This window comes from Luteibacter sp. 3190, assembly GCF_031456385.1.
In the GTDB taxonomy this organism is placed as follows: Bacteria; Pseudomonadota; Gammaproteobacteria; order Xanthomonadales; family Rhodanobacteraceae; genus Luteibacter.
This window is the reverse complement of sequence record NZ_JAVDUO010000002.1, coordinates 479201-496831: the sequence shown is the minus strand read 5'-3', so window position 1 is coordinate 496831 and position 17631 is coordinate 479201. Positions and strand designations below refer to the sequence as shown.

12 protein-coding genes are annotated in these 17631 nt (G+C 68.7%); 10 read left to right on the top strand and 2 right to left on the bottom strand.

Annotation, left to right across the window (positions count from 1 at the left end):
- Nucleotides 1-16 precede the first annotated feature (16 nt).
- The 7 genes from pilQ (at nucleotide 17) to J2X58_RS12060 (ending at nucleotide 10453) form a co-directional block, all read left to right on the top strand.
- Nucleotides 17-2296, top strand: coding sequence for a type IV pilus secretin PilQ (pilQ, locus tag J2X58_RS12090; protein WP_310048468.1), 2280 nt, complete (start codon nucleotides 17-19; stop codon nucleotides 2294-2296).
- A gap of 1155 nt (nucleotides 2297-3451) precedes the next feature.
- Nucleotides 3452-4444 (top strand): MoxR family ATPase, encoded by a 993-nt coding sequence (locus J2X58_RS12085; protein WP_090175365.1) that lies wholly within the window; start codon nucleotides 3452-3454, stop codon nucleotides 4442-4444.
- On the top strand, nucleotides 4441-5358 hold the full coding sequence (locus tag J2X58_RS12080; protein ID WP_310048466.1) for a DUF58 domain-containing protein: 918 nt from the start codon (nucleotides 4441-4443) through the stop codon (nucleotides 5356-5358). Before J2X58_RS12085 ends, J2X58_RS12080 begins: the two co-directional genes overlap by 4 nt.
- Nucleotides 5358-5873 (top strand): DUF4381 domain-containing protein, encoded by a 516-nt coding sequence (locus J2X58_RS12075; RefSeq protein ID WP_310048465.1) that lies wholly within the window; start codon nucleotides 5358-5360, stop codon nucleotides 5871-5873. Before J2X58_RS12080 ends, J2X58_RS12075 begins: the two co-directional genes overlap by 1 nt.
- Nucleotides 5860-6846 (top strand): VWA domain-containing protein, encoded by a 987-nt coding sequence (locus tag J2X58_RS12070; protein ID WP_310048463.1) that lies wholly within the window; start codon nucleotides 5860-5862, stop codon nucleotides 6844-6846. Before J2X58_RS12075 ends, J2X58_RS12070 begins: the two co-directional genes overlap by 14 nt.
- A complete protein-coding gene (locus tag J2X58_RS12065; protein ID WP_310048461.1) occupies nucleotides 6843-8762 on the top strand; it encodes a tetratricopeptide repeat protein in 1920 nt (639 codons plus the stop codon). The genes J2X58_RS12070 and J2X58_RS12065 overlap by 4 nt, the downstream gene beginning before the upstream one ends.
- Complete coding sequence (locus J2X58_RS12060) at nucleotides 8759-10453, top strand: BatD family protein (RefSeq protein ID WP_310048459.1); 1695 nt, start codon at nucleotides 8759-8761, stop codon at nucleotides 10451-10453. The genes J2X58_RS12065 and J2X58_RS12060 overlap by 4 nt, the downstream gene beginning before the upstream one ends.
- A gap of 130 nt (nucleotides 10454-10583) precedes the next feature.
- On the opposite strand, the gene J2X58_RS12055 is transcribed toward J2X58_RS12060, so the two are convergent.
- Complete coding sequence (locus J2X58_RS12055; protein ID WP_310048457.1) at nucleotides 10584-11093, bottom strand: O-acetyl-ADP-ribose deacetylase; 510 nt, start codon at nucleotides 11091-11093, stop codon at nucleotides 10584-10586.
- Between the two features lie 61 nt (nucleotides 11094-11154).
- Between J2X58_RS12055 and J2X58_RS12050 the strand changes: the two genes are divergently transcribed.
- The 3 genes from J2X58_RS12050 (at nucleotide 11155) to J2X58_RS12040 (ending at nucleotide 15996) form a co-directional block, all read left to right on the top strand.
- On the top strand, nucleotides 11155-11631 hold the full coding sequence (locus J2X58_RS12050) for a MarR family transcriptional regulator (protein ID WP_255364447.1): 477 nt from the start codon (nucleotides 11155-11157) through the stop codon (nucleotides 11629-11631).
- 120 nt (nucleotides 11632-11751) lie between these two features.
- A complete protein-coding gene (locus J2X58_RS12045; protein ID WP_310048456.1) occupies nucleotides 11752-12885 on the top strand; it encodes an efflux RND transporter periplasmic adaptor subunit in 1134 nt (377 codons plus the stop codon).
- A gap of 12 nt (nucleotides 12886-12897) precedes the next feature.
- Nucleotides 12898-15996, top strand: a complete 3099-nt coding sequence (locus tag J2X58_RS12040) for an efflux RND transporter permease subunit (protein WP_310048453.1) — start codon at nucleotides 12898-12900, stop codon at nucleotides 15994-15996.
- Between the two features lie 45 nt (nucleotides 15997-16041).
- On the opposite strand, the gene J2X58_RS12035 is transcribed toward J2X58_RS12040, so the two are convergent.
- Nucleotides 16042-17484: a M20/M25/M40 family metallo-hydrolase gene (locus tag J2X58_RS12035; protein WP_310048451.1), complete on the bottom strand. Its 1443-nt coding sequence runs from the start codon at nucleotides 17482-17484 to the stop codon at nucleotides 16042-16044.
- Nucleotides 17485-17631 lie beyond the last annotated feature (147 nt).

Sequence of the window (17631 nt, the reverse complement as noted above, 5' to 3'; positions counted from 1 at the left end):
CTCGGGGATGACGCACATGACGACCAAATCCAATCATCTGCCGGGTAGCGCGCGCCATCGGTCGCGCCGCTGGATCCTCGGCGCCGCGCTGGCCGTGACCGGTGCCTTCGCCGGCACCGCATCGGCCGCCAACGCGCTGCAGAACGTGACCTACGACGCGCAGCCGGGCGGCCGGGTGCAGCTGACGCTCGCGTTCTCCGAGCGGGCGCCGGATCCGAAGGTGTTCACGACCAGCAACCCGCCGCGCATCGCGATCGATCTCGCCGATACGACCAACGCGTACAGCACGCGCCACATCGACATCAACAAGGGCGCCACGTCCGGGGTGTCCGTCGTTTCCGCCGGTGGCCGCACGCGCGTCACGGTGGAGCTCTTCCGTGACTCCGCCTACAAGACCAGCGTCAGCGGCAAGAATCTGGTCGTCACCGTCAACAACGGGCCGTCGGCCGCCACGACGACGACCGCCGTGGTCTCCGATCCGACCAAGGCATTGCCCTCCAGCGCGGGCACGCCGCTGTCGAACATCGACTTCCGCCGCGGCCAGAATGGTGAGGGCCGCGTGCTCGTGACGCTCGGCAACGCCGCGTCGACCCCGGAGATGCATCGCGAAGGCGATCGCGTCGTGGTCAGCCTGCCGGGGGCCTCGCTGCCGCCGAACCTTTCCAAGCGCCTCGACGTGCTGGATTTCGCGACGCCGGTCCAGGCGATCGAGCCGAGCTCCCGTCCCGGCGGCGCGCGTCTCGACATCCGCACGCGCGGTGAAGTCGAGGTGTCCGCCTACCAGAACGGCACGGAATACGCGATCGAAGTCGCGCCGAAGAAGGTGGTGACGCCGGTCGGCAAGGCCGCCAAGGGTCAGGAACCGACCTATTCCGGTTCGCGACTGACGTTCAATTTCCAGGACATTCCGGTCCGGTCCGCCCTGCAGCTCATCGCCGACGAGGCCAAGCTGAACCTGGTCGCCTCCGACAGCGTCGGTGGCAGCGTGACCCTGCGCCTCGTCAACACGCCGTGGGATCAGGCGCTGGACGTGATTCTGCGCGCCAAGGGCCTCGACAAGCGCCGCAGCGGCAACGTCGTCTGGATCGCGCCGCAGAACGAGCTGGCTGCCTACGAGCAGAGCCTCGCCGACGCGCGCCAGAAGGCGGAGGACTCGGCTGAGCTCATCTCCGATTACATCCCGATCAGCTACGGCAAGGCGGAAGACATCGCCAAGCTGCTGACATCGGGCAGCATGCAGGGCGGCGGCAGCAGCGCTGGCGGCAGCACCACGCGTGGCTTCCTGTCGGCGCGTGGCAGCGTCTCCTTCGACGACCGCACGAACACGCTTCTGATCAACGACACGCCGGACAAGATCCGCGACCTGCGCGAACTGATCGGTACGCTGGACCGTCCGGTCCAGCAGGTGCTCATCGAGTCGCGGATCGTCGTGGCGACCGACCAGTTCACACGCCAGCTCGGCGTTCGTTGGGGCGCGCAGGGCTTCTATCACAACAACGCGAACCAGATCGTGGGCACGTCGCCCGATCTGACCAGCGGTGGCAGCGGCACCACGGCGGGCGGCACGGGCGGCCTCGTGACGAGCGTCCGCAACAGCGACGTGAACTTCGCCAACGCCGTCAACCAGTACAACGCGAACGGACAGACGGGCGACCTGCCGACCCGCGACCCGTACACGCTGCCGGGCGGTTACAACGTCAACCTGCCGGTCTCCAACCCCGCCGGCAGCATCGGCCTCGCGATCCTCGGTGCGAACTACCTCGTCGACCTCGAACTGTCGGCGGCGCAGACCGAGGGCCGTAGCGAAGTGATCTCCAGTCCGCGCGTCATCACGGCGAACCAGCAGGAAGCCGTGATCAAGCAGGGTACGCAGATCGGTTACGTGACCTACCAGGCATCCAATTCCGGCGGCGGTGCGCAGAACGCGACGGTCCAGTTCAAGGACGCCGTGCTCGAACTGCGCGTGACCCCGACGATCACCGCCGACAGCCGCGTCTACCTGAAGATCAACGTGAAGAAGGACGCCCTCGCGCAGTTGGTACCGAGCCCGGGCGGCGGCGCGGTTCCGCAGATCGACACCCGGGAAATCAATACCTCGGTGCTCGTCGACAATGGCCAGACGGTTGTGCTTGGCGGGATCTATGAGATCACGAAGACCAACACCACGAACAAGGTCCCGGGTCTCGGCGACATCCCCGGCCTCGGTGTGCTGTTCCGCCGAACCAGCCGCGGCAACGATAAGGCGGAACTTCTGATTTTCGTCACGCCGCGTATTTTGAGCGACACTCTGCAGTAGACGTCGTTGATCAGAGAAGCGCCCTGGCGGAAGCCTGGGCGCTTCTTCATTTTCCTATGGGTCCTGGTCCGGATATTCCATCGCTAGGAGTTTGCGAAAAACTGCGAACACCGTCTCTGATCCTCGAAAGCTTGCGGCGTAGCGTAAATTCGCTCCTAAGGAAGGAGTGGTAACGGACATCGCAACCATGAGGATCTTGGTATGACGCTGAATCGATGGGGTTTGTTCTTTGCTATGTGTTTTGTGTGCATGTGCACACCTCTATCCGCTTCTGTAGCGAGCGCAAGCGAAAACATTGCGGATGCTGCTGCTCTTACGATTTGCAGCAATCAGGGCCTACCTGCTGGATACGTAGTCACCGCATCTGACGTGAATTCAGCCTGCCCTGGCATAGCCACTTATCGCTGGACTATCAGTCCAGCAAGCAATGGCATTCAGGCTTGCTTCGGGTCGGGGTACCCAGCGCCATACGTAATCACTGGGATAAATACGGTCAGTTCAGTTTGCGCTGGCTTTCAGGGCGGAATGACCTTGCGCCTGCCTACGAACAATATCGCGATATGCTCGCCGAGCGTCATCTGGGACCCTTGGGTCATCACGGGTAACGGAATTACGACAAGTCAATGCGGGGGCTACGGAATTTCAACGATCGCGCAGGCGTCCGAGGGCCTCGCTGTCTGCAGCAACACTCCGATCCCCTCCGGCTGGACGGTCACCGGCGGCTCGTCCTCTGTTCAATGCCAGCCATGGGCGATTCAGACGCTGCACCGAGTTGCCCTCATGACGTCCGGTAACGGTGGCGCGGCGATTCAGTATCGTCGGGTAGGCGACATGGCGGTCCGTACCACAACTCCTGACACGTGACGATTGTCCTTTCAAAGGCGCAGAGCTCGGCGTCGAGGTAGACCGTGAAGCCTGAGACGGGCGGCGAAGGCTGCCCGTCTCAGAGCTTGGCCACCGGGCTTGACCGCCTCCCGGGGGCAAGGGCTCAGGGCGAGCGGCGAGCGGCCGGCGAGCGCATGTTTGTACGTGCACACGATGCTTGGTTTTGGACCGTTCGGCAGGCACCGGGCGGTGCGTCGAATCCGGGGCCCTAAACTTCCGCCGGATCCTGTGGTCTGATCGGACCTTCAGACTCTTGCGGAAGTGCCACCGATGTCCGACCTGCCGATCGCCCCCGCGCCTCTCCAGGAGGCTTTCGTCCGTCTGCGGGAGGACCTGACGCGAGGCATCATCGGCCAGCCCCATCTGGTCGAGTGCCTGCTGATCGCCCTGCTGGCCGACGGGCACCTGCTCGTGGAAGGCGCGCCGGGGCTGGCCAAGACCACGGCCATCAAGGCGCTCGCCACGCGGGTCGAGGCCGATTTCCACCGCATCCAGTTCACGCCCGACCTCCTGCCGGCCGACCTCACGGGCACGGACATCTTCCGTCCGCAGACCGGCAGCTTCGAATTCGAACGGGGCCCGCTGTTCCACAACATCGTGCTGGCCGACGAGATCAATCGCGCGCCGGCCAAGGTGCAATCGGCCCTGCTCGAGGCCATGGCCGAGCGGCAGATCACGATCGGGCGGCGGACCTGGCCGCTGCCGGATCTCTTCATGGTGATGGCCACCCAGAACCCGATCGAGCAGGAGGGCACGTTCGCGCTCCCCGAAGCCCAGCTCGACCGCTTCCTCATGCACGTCACCATCGGCTATCCCGATGCCGACGCGGAGCTGTCGATCCTGCGACTGGCCCGGAACCAGGCTCGCGAGGCCCTCCACCCCGCACCGCCGCCGCGGCACATGCTGACGCCGCACGACGTCTTCGCCGCCCGCGACGCCGTGCTCGCCGTGCATATGGCGGAGCCGCTGGAGCGATACATCACGCAACTCGTCGTCGCCACGCGCGAGGCGGGCAAGTACGGCGCGGAGCTCGCCCGCTGGATCGCCTGGGGCGCCAGCCCGCGCGCCACGATCGCACTCGATCGCTGCGCCCGCGCCCACGCGTGGCTCGCGCGCCGCGATTACGTCCTGCCGGAAGACATCCACGCCATCGCGCACGAAGTGCTGCGCCACCGCGTGCTCCCGAGCTACGAGGCGGAGGCCGAGGGCGTGCGCATCGATGCGGTGATCGATCGCCTGCTGGACCTCGTGCCGCTGCCGTGAATGCCGTCGCCCCCGTTGCCGATGGGCGCGTCCGCGTGTCGCTGCCCGACCTCATCGCGTTGCGTTCGCGCGTCGCGCGCGCACCGGCACCGCCGGTCGTCTCGCGCGCGCAGCGTGCCGGTCAGCGGCCCGGCCGTCTGCACGGGCGCGGCATGGACTACGCGGAATCGCGCGTCTACCAGGCCGGCGACGACGTCCGTCGCATGGACTGGCGCCTCACCGCCCGCAGCGGCGTCGCGCACACGAAGCTGTTCCAGGAGGAACGCGAAGGCCGCCTGCTGATCCTGCTCGATACCAATGCGAGCATGCGCTTCGGCACGCGTACGCGGTTCAAATCGGTGCAGGCCGCGCGCGCCGCGGCCATGGCCGCGTGGTACGCCGTGCGCGGCGCCGATCGCGTGGGCGTGCTCGCCTTCGGTGGACAGCGCCAGCTGTTACGTCCGCAAGGCGGTGCGCGCGGCGCGCTCGCGGTCGCGGGTGCCATCGCCGCCTGGGACGCGTTGCCGCCGGGTGACGACGAAACGCTGTCCGCCGCCCTCCAGCGCGCCGGCCGGCTGATGCATGGCGCCTCCCGCGTCCTCATCGTGAGCGATGGCTTCGCCGTCGACGACGCCGCGCGCGGCCGCATGCTCGGCCTCGTCGCCAAGGCCGAGGTCGCGGTATTGAACGTCGCCGACCCGCTCGAGCTTGCACAGCCGCCGGCCGGCCGCTATCCCTTCGCGCATCGCGGCGTGCACTACGACGTCGTGTTGCAGGGCGAACGGCAGCGCGAGGATTTCGCGCGGAGCCTTGGCGAAGGCCATCGTCGCCTGACCGCGCTCTGCACGGGGCTCGGTCTGCGCGAACGCACGCTCGACACCAATGCCGATCCGCTCGACGCGATCGTCGCCCTGCTGGGCGCGAGGACGCGCTGATGCCCACGAACGGTCCCGAACTGCGCGACATCCATGTCCCGCACATCTCGCCGTGGTGGCCGCTGGCGCCTGGCTGGTGGATCCTGCTCTGCCTGCTCGCGGTCGCCTGCATCGTCGTCGTCCTGTGGCTGCGTCGCCGGCGTGCATGGAAGCGGCACGTCGACGCGGCACTCGCCGGACTGCGCGATGCGCGCGCACGCTACGCGACCGATGGCGATGCGGGCGCGTTCGCGGCAAGCGCGAGCGAACTCGTGCGGCGCATCGCGCGTACGCGCGACGTGCGCAGCGTGACGCTCAGCGGCGACCCATGGCGCGCCGCGCTCTCGACGATGGCGCCGAAGCACGACATCGCCGCGGTGTCCGCTCTCGACACGGCGAAGTACCGGCGCGACGTCGACATCGATGTCGACGCGACGGCGCGCGATGTCGAGGCCTGGGCGCGCGCCGCGATGCGCAGGCCGTCGCCGTCATGGCGTCATGTCGCCAACGGGAGGCGTACGCATGTCGCTTCCTGAATTCGCGTGGCCGTGGATGTTCCTCGCCCTGCCGCTGCCGTGGCTGCTCCGCCAGGTGCTGCGTCCGGTGAAGCCGGCGCAGGCGCTCAACCTTCCGCAGCCCGGCATCGCGCTCGTCCAGGCGTCGCTGGCGCGCGCGCCGTTCGCCGCGACGCTGCTCCTCGCGCTCGCGTGGCTCTGCCTCGTCGTCGCCGCGGCGCGTCCGCAGCATCTCGGACCGCCCGAGCCCCAGCGTCGCAGCGGCCGCGCCACCATGCTCGCCGTCGACCTCTCGGGCAGCATGTCGCTCGACGACATGCAGCTCGCCGGCCGGCAGGTCACGCGTTTCGCCGCCGTGGAAGCGATCGCGGGCGACTTCATCGACCGGCGCACAGGCGACGAGCTCGGCCTCATCCTGTTCGGATCGCAGGCCTACCTCGTCACGCCGCTGACGTACGACCTGGACGCCGTCCGAGCGCAGCTGCATGGCGCGGTCGTCGGACTGCCGGGTCGCGAAACCGCGATCGGCGACGCGCTCGCCGTCGCGGTGAAGCGCCTCGCCGAAATGCCGGAGCAGGCGCGCGTCGTCGTGCTCCTCACCGATGGCGTGAACAACGCCGGTTCGATCGCGCCGCGCGAGGCGGCTCGCGCCGCGAAGGCCGCGGGCGTGCGGGTCTACACGATCGGCATCGGCGCGAACGCGATGCGCGTTCCCGATTTCTTCGGCAGCCGCGTGGTCAATCCTTCCGCGGATCTGGACGTCGGCATGCTCACCGACATCGCCAACCAGACCGGCGGGCGTTTCTTCCGCGCGACCGATACGGACCAGCTCGCGCAGGCCTACCGCGCGATCGACGCGCTCGAGCCTGTTCCGCAGGAGGGCGCCTCGCTGCGTCCCCGCTACGAGCTGTTCCGCTGGCCGCTGGTCGTCGCGCTGATCCTGTTCGGCCTCGCCGCGCTGCCGCGCTACGTCGGCGGGAGGGCTCACGCATGAGCGCCTGGTTCGGCTCGTTCCATTTCATCGAGCCCCGCTGGCTGTGGCTCCTCGTGGCGGTGCCCGCGATCGCCTGGTTCATCGGCCGGCGGCCCGCGAGTCAGCGCGTGCTCGCGCGCCTCGCCGATCCCGAGCTGCTACCGCACCTGCTCGACGGCAAGGCGTCCACGTCGCGCGCGCCCGTCGCCGCGTTCGCCACCGCCGCGGTGCTCGCGATCCTCGCGCTCGCGGGCCCGGCGTGGGATCGCCAGTCGCAGCCGCTCTTCGCCGAGCGGGCGGCACAGGTGGTCGTCGTGTCGATGTCGCCGCACATGTCGTCGCACGACATCGTTCCCGACCGCCTGAGCCGCGCGCGTTACAAGGTGCGCGAGCTCTACGCGGCGAACCGCGACGGCATGAACGCGCTGATCGCCTATACGGGCGAGCCGTTCACGGTTGCGCCGCTGACCACCGACGCCCACAGCGTCGACGATCTGCTGACGGCGCTCGCGCCCGACACCATGCCGGTGGACGGTGACGACCCGGGCAAGGCGATCGACCAGGCGGCCGACCTGATCCGTCGCGCCGACCTGCGCGGCGGTTCGATCGTGCTGGTGACCGACCGTGCCGACGACGCCGCCGTCGCCGCCGCGCGCCGCGCGCGTGCCGCTGGCGATCGCGTCTCGGTGCTGGGCGTGGGCACGACGCGCGGCGGTCCGATTCCGGCCGAGGACGGGGGTTTCCTCAAGGACGCCCGTGGCGACGTCGTCATGGCCGGGCGCGACGACGCGTCGCTCGCGGCCGTCGCCAGCGCAGGCGGCGGCCGGTTCGTGCCCATCGCCGACGGGGGATCCGACGTCGCGGCGCTCGCCGGCGAGCTGACCAACGAGGGCGACGGCAAGGCGGTCGAGGGCGCGGCATCCGGCCAGTGGCAGGATCGCGGACCGTGGCTGTTGCTGCCGTTGCTCCCGATCGTCGCGCTCGCGTTTCGCCGCGGCTGGCTGCTCGTGCTGGCGCTCGCCTTCGTTCCCCTGTCGCCTGCTCGCGCGGACGGCATCGCCGATCTGTTCCGCACACGCGACCAGCAAGCCGCGCGCGCCTTGGCCGACGGCGATGCGAAACGCGCGCAGTCGCTGGCGCAGGGCGAGGCCATGCGTGGCGCCGCCGCGTATCGCGCGGGGGATTATCCGGCGGCGGAAGCCGCGCTCGCGCACGGTCAGGGTACCGACGCGCAGTACAACCTCGGCAACGCGCTGGCGAAGCAGCAGCGGTACGAGGAGGCGATCGCGGCCTACGATCGCGCGCTGAAGGCCGACCCGTCGAACGCCGACGCGGCGGCGAACCGCAAGGCCGTCGAAGATTTCCTCGCGAAGCAGAAGCAACAACAGAAAGACTCGAAGGACAAGGACAAGCAGGGCGGCAAGGACCAGAACGACAAGGATCGGCAACCGCCGTCCGGCGGCCAGCAGAAGGATCAGCAGCAGGGCCAGCAGGACGGCAAGGACGGCCAGAACGGTCAGAGTGGGCAGCAGTCCGGCGCCGACGGAAAGGACGACCCCGGCGATACGCAGGGTGCGAAGGACAAGGCGGGCGAAGGCCAAGGCGGCGATCGCGGCAAGGACGGCGGCAAGGGGCAGGCGCCCCAGGGCGACGCCGCGACGAAATCGCAGGCCGAGCAGGCGCAGGCGAAACAGGCGCAGGACGCCCTCAAGCGGCAGATGGACGCGAAGCTGGCGGCGCAGGGCGAGGGCAAGGATGGAAAGAAAGGCGAGGAAGATCACGACCTCGGTGCGGTCTCCGCGAAGGACGCCGCGTCGAAGCTGCCGCCGGACGTGCAGCGCGCGCTCATGCGCGTGCCCGACGATCCGGGTGGCCTGTTGAGGAGGAAGTTCATGCTCGAGTACCAACGCCGTCACGGCGCGGAGCCGGAAGAATGAAGCGACGTGCGCGACTGCTCGGCTTCGTGCTCTGCTGCATTCCCTTCGTGGCGATGGCCCAGGGAGCGGCGCCGGTCGCCACGCTCGACCGTAGCAAGGTCGGGCTTGGCGAGACCGTCACGCTCAACATCGAGGTGGCGGACGAGGCGGACGGTTCGCCCGATCTGTCGCCGTTGATGTCCGACTTCGTGGTGCTGGGCACGTCGACCAATCACACGTTGAGCATCGTCAACGGCAAACGCGAGGCGCGAACCATCCTTGGCATCGCTCTGCGCCCGCGTCGCGGAGGCCACCTCACGGTGCCCGCGCTGGCCATTGGCGGGCAGTCGACGCAGCCGGTGTCGGTCGATGTCGCGGCGTCGACCGACACCGGCGCGGCGACGGCCGAGGGCCGGCCCGTCGCGCTCGAAGGCAAGGCCGATCCGGCGACCGCGTACGTGGGCCAGCAGATCGATTACACGCTGCGACTGTATTTCGCCGTCAATCTCGCCGACGGCCAGCTTGGCGATCCCTCGGCGGAAGGCGCCGAAGTGCGGCGTATCGGGCAGGACGCCAACTACCAGACCATGCGCGGCGGTCGTCGCTTCAACGTCGTCGAGCGACACTACGCGATCTTCCCGCAGCACGCGGGCACGCTGGACATCCAGCCGCCCACGTTCCAGGGCACGGCGGTCGATCCGACCGATGCCACCTCGTTCTTCGGCGCGGGCGAACCGGTGAACGCCGTCGCCGAGCGCGTGCGCGTCGACGTGCGCGCGCGCCCCGATGGCGCCGCCGGCGGCGCATGGATTCCCGCTCGCGAGCTGAAGCTCACCCTCGAAGGCATCCCCGCGGACGGTAAGGCGCGCGTGGGGCAGCCGGTGACGCTGACCATGCGGCTCGACGCGACGGGCATGCCGTTCGAGGCGTTGCCGGCGCTCTCGCTGCCGAAGCTCGACGGTGCGGACGTCTATCCGGACAAGGCCGTGACGGGCGGCGGAAGCAGCGGCGCCTGGGTGACCGGTCGCCGCCAGCAGGGTTTCGCCGTCGTGCCAACGCGCCCCGGCACGCTGCACATTCCCGCCACCACGCTGCACTGGTGGAACGTGGTCACCGACAAGCCCGAAGTGGCGACGGTGCCCGCGCACGACATCGAGGTGACCGCCGCGGGCGCGACGCAGGCGTCCGTGCCGCCGTCCTCGACGGCGGGCGGCGCGGCCGCGCCGGCACCGGCGGACACGTCCGCTCCCGCTCCTGCCGTGGGTACGGCCGGTGGCTCGACGTGGCGCTGGCTGTTCGTCGCCGTCCTTTCGCTCTGGCTCGCGACACTGGTCGCGTGGTTCGTGCTGGCGCGCCGGCGCGGTGCGCGCGGCGTCGCCATCGAACCGCGGCCGAAGCCCGAGATCGTTCGCGAAAAGCCCGCGCATGAGCAATTCCTCAAGGTCGCCACCGGCGGTGACCTTGCTGCGGTGGAACATGCGTTGCTGCGCTGGGCCCGTATCGTGCGTCCTTCCATCCATTCGCTCGGCGCGCTTTCCGCGGCCCTGCGCGAGGGGCCGCAGCGCGAGGCGATCGCGATGCTGCAGCGTGCCCGTTTCGCGGATGGCGAGGCGTCCGGCCCGAAGCTGCGGGAGGCGTTCGCGAAGGGCTTCGACTGGGCGCCCTCGGCAGCGAAGAGCGACGAGGCCCTGCCGCCGCTCTATCCCCGTTGAGACGCCCCGTAGGTTGCAGTAGGAGCGGACCTGGCCGCGACAGCTTCTCGCGCCAGTCCGAAAGCTGGCGCGCCAGCTCCAGGTTCACGGCCAAAAGCCATCGCGACCAGGTGCGCTCCTACGGCGTTTCTCAGCCTAGCGCCGACACGTAGACCCGCGTCATCGCCGCGCTGAACGTACAGAACACCACGTTTCCGGGCCTCCACGGCGCGCCCCGGATCGTCCGGACGGCGATGGCGGCGGCCGCATCCGCCGGATACCCATAGACCCCCGCGCTGATCGCCGGGAACGCGATCGACGCGACACCATGCTCCCGTGCCAGCCGGAGGCATTCGCGGTAACACGCCTCCAGGAGGGCCGGCTCGCCCCGCTGGCCACCGTGCCACACGGGCCCGACGGTATGGATGACGAAGCGCGCCGGCAGCGCGAAACCCCCGGTGATCCGGGCCTCGCCAGTGGGACAGCGTACCCCGGGCCGCACCTCCGGCAGCGCGCGGCAGGCCGCCAGCAGGCCGGGGCCGGCGGCGCGATGGATGGCCCCGTCCACGCCCCCGCCGCCCAGCAGGGATTCGTTGGCGGCGTTGACGATCGCATCCACGCGCAGGGTGGTGATGTCGCCTTCGAAAACATGGGGGTTCATGGCAGAGTGTCCTTGTGACGAGCAGGCGCCATTTGGCTACGATGCGAGTGACAGTCCACCCATGCAGCCCAAGGTTATGGCCGACCAGCTCAAAGTAGAAGACATCTCCTTCGCCTACCTGATCAACGACGTGACCTTGCTCTTCCGCAAGCACTTCGACCGGCGGGCGGTGCGGTTCGGGCTGACGCGCGCGCAGTGGCGCGCCCTGAAGGCGCTGCATCGGCGCCCGGGCATGCGCCAGAACGAGCTGGCCGAGCAGCTCGACATGGAGCCGATCGCCGTGGGTCGCGTCATCGATCGCCTGCAGGCGGCCGGTTTCGTCGAGCGTCGCGCCGATCCCAAGGATCGCCGCGCCTGGCGCCTGCACGACACCGACCAAGCACGGGGTGTCATCGACGACATGGAAGATATCGCCCGCGGCCTGCGCCGGGATGCCACCCAGGGAATCTCGACGGACGACCTGCAGACGATGCTCGCCGTGCTGGACCGCATGAAGGAAAACCTGCAGGGCCTCGACGGCCCGTCCGACGACGCCTGACCGGCGGGTCAACCGATCCAGGGGCCGATGCGTTAGTTTTTACGTTTCACCCGTCCCAGAACCCACGCCCGTGTTCCCCAGCGCGGCGACCGGATCCCGATGGAACCGGCCGGAGACCCCATGCAGCGATCCCCAGGGAAGAAACTCGTCCTCATCGTCGGCCTCGTCGCGGTCGTCGCCATCGGCTTCGGCGTCTGGAAGCACGATCCGGATGCGAGGGGCGCCGACCAGCCGGCGAAGAAGGCGACTGCGGGCGTGCCGGTCACGACGGCGGTCGCCACCCGCGGTGAGATCGATCTGTCGCTGAAGGTGATCGGGCGGGCGGAGGCCTATTCGACGGTCAACGTGCGCTCGCGCGTGAACGGCCAGCTGGAATCGCTCGCCTTCACGCCCGGCGAGCACGTGAAGAAGGGCGATCTGCTCGCGCGCGTCGACCAGCGCCCGCTCAAGGCGGCCTACGACGAGGCCCAGGGCAACGTCGCGCGCGACCAGGCCCAACTGGTCAAGGCCGAGGCGGATCTGGAGCGTTACCAGAACATGCTCGGCAAGGGCTTCGTCAGCCGTGCCGATTACGATCTCTACAAGGCGAACCTCGGCGTCGCGCGCGCGGCGCTCGAAAGCGATCGAGCGGCGGCGCGTGCGGCGCAGACGCAGCTGGAGTTCACCACGATCGTCGCGCCGTTCGACGGCGTGACCGGCGCGCCGCTCGCCTATCCCGGCGCCACGCTCACCGCCGATACCACCGACATCGTCGTGCTCAACCAGATCGACCCGATGCGCGTGGCGTTCTCCATCCCCGAAGACAGCCTCGCCGCCGTGCGCAACAGCCTGCGCCGCGGCACGCTGCCGGTGCAGGCGAAGATTCCGGGCGACGACGGCCAGCCGTTGCAGGGCGAACTCGAATTCGTCGACAACGCGGTCGACGCGACCACCGGCACCATCGTGCTCAAGGGGCGCTTCGCGAACGCCGACGGCCGCCTCACGGCGGGGCAGTTCGCGGAAGTCACGCTGCCGACCACGCGGCTCACGGACGCGATCAGCATTCCGGTCGTGGCGTTGCAGAGCTCCACCGCCGGCACGTTCGTCTTCGTCGTGAAGCCGGACGACACCGTGGAGCAACGCAGCATTTCCACCGGGGCGACGACCGCCGATCGCGTGGTGGTCGACAAGGGCCTGAATGCCGGCGAGCGCGTGGTCACGGAAGGCCAGATGCTGCTGGTGGACGGCGCCCGCGTGCGCGTCGACAAGGGCTGAGGGCCACACGCCGTGAACCTGCCGGAACTCTGCATCCGCCGCCCGGTGATGACCACGCTGCTGATGGCGGCGCTGGTGATCTTCGGTATCGCCGCCTACCCGAGGCTTCCCGTCAACGAGCTTCCCAACGTCGACTTCCCCACCATCAACATCAGCGCGAGCCTGCCGGGCGCCTCGCCGGAGACGATGGCCTCGTCCGTCGCGACGCCGCTCGAGGCGCAGCTGTCGACGGTGGCCGGCATCGATTCGATGACGTCGTCCAGTTCACTGGGTTCGACGACGATCACCGTTACCTTCGCACTCGACCGCAGCATCGACGGCGCGGCGCAGGACGTGCAGGCGGCGATTTCCGCCGCGCAGCGCCAGCTGCCGCAGGACATGCCGACGCCGCCGACGTACCGCAAGGTGAACCCGGCCGACGCGCCGATCCTCTTCCTCACCATGCAGTCGTCGACGCTGCCGCTCTCGACCGTGGACGACTACGCCGAGACGGAACTGGCGCAGCGCCTGTCGATGGTCGACGGCGTGGCGCAGGTGAACGTCTACGGCTCGCAGAAATACGCCGTGCGCATCGCCGTCGATCCGGACCGCCTTGCCGCGACCGGCATCGGCGTGGACCAGATGCGTGAAGCGATCGCGGCGGCGAACGTCAACAAGGCCACCGGCTCGCTCAACGGGCAACGCCAGCTGCTGTCGATCCGTTCGGATGGCCAGTTGATGCGCGCCGCCGATTACGGCCAGGTGGTGGTGGCCTATCGCAACGGCGCACCCGTGCGGTTGTCGGACATCGCCGTGCCGCGCGACAGCGTGCAGGACGACCAGAAGGCCAGCTGGTTCAACGGCCACCGCTCGATCACGCTCGCGATCCAGCGTCAGCCCGGCGCCAACACCGTGGAGACGGTGGACAAGATCTTCGCGCTCTTGCCCGCGTTCCAGGAGACGTTGCCGCCGTCGGTGAAGCTCAACGTGATGTACGACCGTTCGGTATCGATCCGCGACTCCGTGCACGACGTGCAGTTCACCCTGGTGCTCGCCGGCATCCTCGTCGTGCTCGTGATCTACCTGTTCCTCGGCAACGCGTCGGCGACGCTCATTCCCGCCGTGGCGCTGCCGATTTCGGTGCTAGGCACGTTCGGTGCGATGTTCGCGCTGGGGTACAGCCTCGACAACCTCTCGCTGCTGGCGTTGACGCTCGCCGTCGGCTTCGTCGTCGACGACGCCATCGTGATGCTCGAGAACATCATGCGCCACATCGAGCTCGGCGAAGAGCCCTTCGAAGCCGCGGTGAAAGGCGCGAACGAGATCGGCTTCACCATCTTCTCCATGACGCTCTCGCTCGTCGCGGTGTTCATCCCCGTGATGTTCATGGGCGGCATCGTCGGTCGGCTGTTCCACGAGTTCGCCGTCGTCATCAGCGTGTCGATCCTCATCTCGGGCTTCGTCTCCATCACGCTCACGCCGATGCTGTGCAGCCGCTTCGTCAAGGCGCACGACCACGACAAGCGAAGCTTCATCGTCGTCGGCTTCGATCGCGGTTTCGCCGCGGTGACCGCCGGTTACACGCGCACGCTGGCCTGGTGCATGCGGCACCCACGCACGGTGCTGCTCGGCTTCGCGCTGAGCCTCGTCGCCACGGGCCTGCTCTTCGTCGTCACGCCGAAGGACTTCATCCCGGCCGGCGACAGCGGCCAGCTTCGCGTCACCTCCGAAGGACCGACCGACATCTCGTTCGCCGCCATGTCCGCACGCCAGCAGGCGCTCGCGGACATCGCCATGAAGGATCCGAACATCGCGGCGGTCATGTCGAGCGTCGGCGCGGGTGGTCCGCGCTCCACCGTGAATTCGGGCTCGCTCCTGCTGCGCCTGAAGGACAGCGACGCGCGCGGTGGCACGACGCCCGACGAGATCATCCAGGGCCTGCGGCGCCAGTTCGCCGAGGTGCCCGGCATCCGCACGTACATCCAGAATCCACCCGCGATCCAGGTCGGAGGGCGGCAGTCGAAGGCCCAGTACCAGTACACGGTGCAGTCCACCGACCTGCATGCGCTGTACGACTGGTCGGGCAAGCTCGTCGCCGCGTTCCAGAAACTGCCGGGCTTCCAGGACGTCACGACGGACCTCGATCTGAACAGCCCGTCGATGGTCGTCAGCGTCAACCGCGACAAGCTCGCGCCGCTGGGCCTGACGATGGATCAGGTGCAGACCGCGCTCGGCACGGCGTTCGGCGAGAACCAGATCTCCACGATCTACGGCTCGGCCACGCAGTACTGGGTGATCCTGCAGGTGGAGCGCCGGATGCAGGACGATCCCGCCGTGCTGTCGCGGCTCTACGTCACGTCGGACAGCGGCAAGCTCATTCCCCTGAACACCGTGGCGCGTTTCGAGCGCAAACCCCAGGTGCTCACGGTGAACCACCAGGGCCAGCTGCCGGCGGTGACGGTGTCGTTCAATCTCGCGCCGGGGGTGTCCCTGAGCGACGCGGTGGCGAGCATCGACCGCGCGACGACGGAGATGAAGCTGCCCGCCACGCTGAGCGGAAGCGTGCAGGGCACGGCGCAGGCGTTCCAGGATTCGGTCAAGGGCATGGGACTGCTGCTCCTGCTCGCGGTGTTCGTGATCTACCTCGTGCTGGGCATCCTGTACGAGAGCTTCATCCATCCGCTCACGATCCTCTCGGGCCTGCCGGCCGCGGCGGTCGGCGCGCTGCTGACGCTGGTGATCTTCAACGCGTCGCTCGACCTGTTCGCCTTCGTCGGCATCATCATGCTGGTGGGCATCGTGAAGAAGAACGCGATCATGATGATCGACTTCGCGCTGGAGCGTCAGCGCGACGCGGGGCTCGCGCCGCACGACGCGATCTTCGAGGCGTGCCGCGTGCGTTTCCGCCCGATCATGATGACGACCATGGCGGCGTTCGCGGGCACGTTGCCGATCGCGCTGGGCATCGGCGCGGGCGCGGAGACGCGCCGTCCGCTGGGCCTCGCCGTGGTCGGTGGCCTCGTCGTCTCGCAGATCCTGACGCTGTACCTGACGCCCGTGATCTACCTGTACATGAATCGCCTGCAGGACAGGCTGGCGCCCAGGAAGAAGCTCGACCCCGCGAGGGCCTGAGCCCTCGCGGGAGCCGATCGTATCGGCGACGATCCCCGGCGGGGATCAGTCGTGCGCCCCGTCCTTCGCGAACGCGCCCGGCGCCGAGCCGAAATCGCCATTGGCCTGCGCGGCCATGTACGCGAACGTCGCATAGACCGCCACGTTCTGCGCCAGCGCCTTCGGATCGATCTTGTCGAGCGTGTCGTTGGCGTTGTGGTGGTAGTCGAAGTAATCGGTACCGTCCTGCGTGAGCGAGAGCGCGGCCATGCCCTTCGCGTGCATCTGCGAGAGGTCCGAGCCGCCACCGCCGGGCTTGTTCGGATCGTACGCGACGCCGATCGGCTCGATCACCTTCGCGATCTGCTCGATCGCGCCGCGCGCTTCCGGCTTCACGCTCGCGGTCATGCGCCAGATGCGGCCCGCGCCGAAGTCGGACTCGGTACCGAGCTGGAACTTCGAGACCTCCTTCGCGTGCGCTTCCGCATACGCGCGGCCGCCCCACAGCCCCATCTCCTCGTTCGCGAACGCGATCACGCGAATGGTGCGATCGGGACGCTGCGGCATGTCCTTGATCAGCTTCGCGGCAGCCGCCGCGATCGCCACGCCGGCGCCGTCGTCGATGGCACCCGTGCCGAGGTCCCACGAGTCCAGGTGACCGCCGATGGCGACGACCTGGTCCGGATGCTTGCGGCCGGTCACTTCACCGATGACGTTCGCGCCTTCGTACGTGCCCGCGAAGCCCACATCGAGATCGAGCTTCAGCGTGACGGGCTTGCCTTGCTTCAGCACGCGTTCGAGCTGGTCGGCATCGGGCAGCGAGAGCGCGGCGGCCGGGATGGCTGCCTTCGGATCCTGGAAGCCGGTGACGCCGGTATGCGGCGTGCGGCTGTGCGGATCGGTGCCGGCCGAGCGAAGCAGGAACGCCGCGGCGCCCATCTTCGCGGCGAGCACGGGGCCGCCGGTGCGCGTGGCGGAGCCCTTGCCGTAATCGTGCCCGTCCTTCTGCTGCTGCATGTGCGTGCTGACGTAGACGATCTTGCCCTTCACGCTGGCCGGGTCGGCCTTCTTCAGCGCGTCGAGGTCGTCGAAGCCCACCACTTCCGCGGTGAGGCCGCCCGAGGGCGTGCCGGCCGAGTAGCCCAGCGCCGTGAGCAGGAGCGGCTGGGGATACGGCGAGACGATCGCGCCGTGCTCGCTGCGGCGCTGCCAGAGCGGGTAGCTGACTTTCTCCGTGTAGACCTTGTCGAAGCCCATGGCCTTGAACTTCGCGACGGTCCAGGCGACGGCGCGCGCATCGGCTTCGCTGCCGGCCACGCGTGGGCCCACCTCGGTGGTGAGCCCCGACACGAATTCGTAGCCGGTGTTGTCGTTCATCGCGCGGTCGCGCAGTTCGGTCGCCGCGGCGACGGCCTTCTCGGGAATCGTCGTGGCCTTGTCGGCGGCGTGGGCGGAGAAGGCGAGCGCGAGGCATGCGGCCAGCGCATGCAGGCGGAAGGTGTGACGCATCGAATGACCCCCAGGGACGGAAACGTCGATTATTGCGCCGGGGAACGCGGGGCAGATAGGCCGGAAGTCATGGGCCGCCTCGTCGTAGGAGCGCGCCCTGCGCGCGACATCTTTTCGCCTCTCCCGGCAAGCTGGCGCACCAGCTGC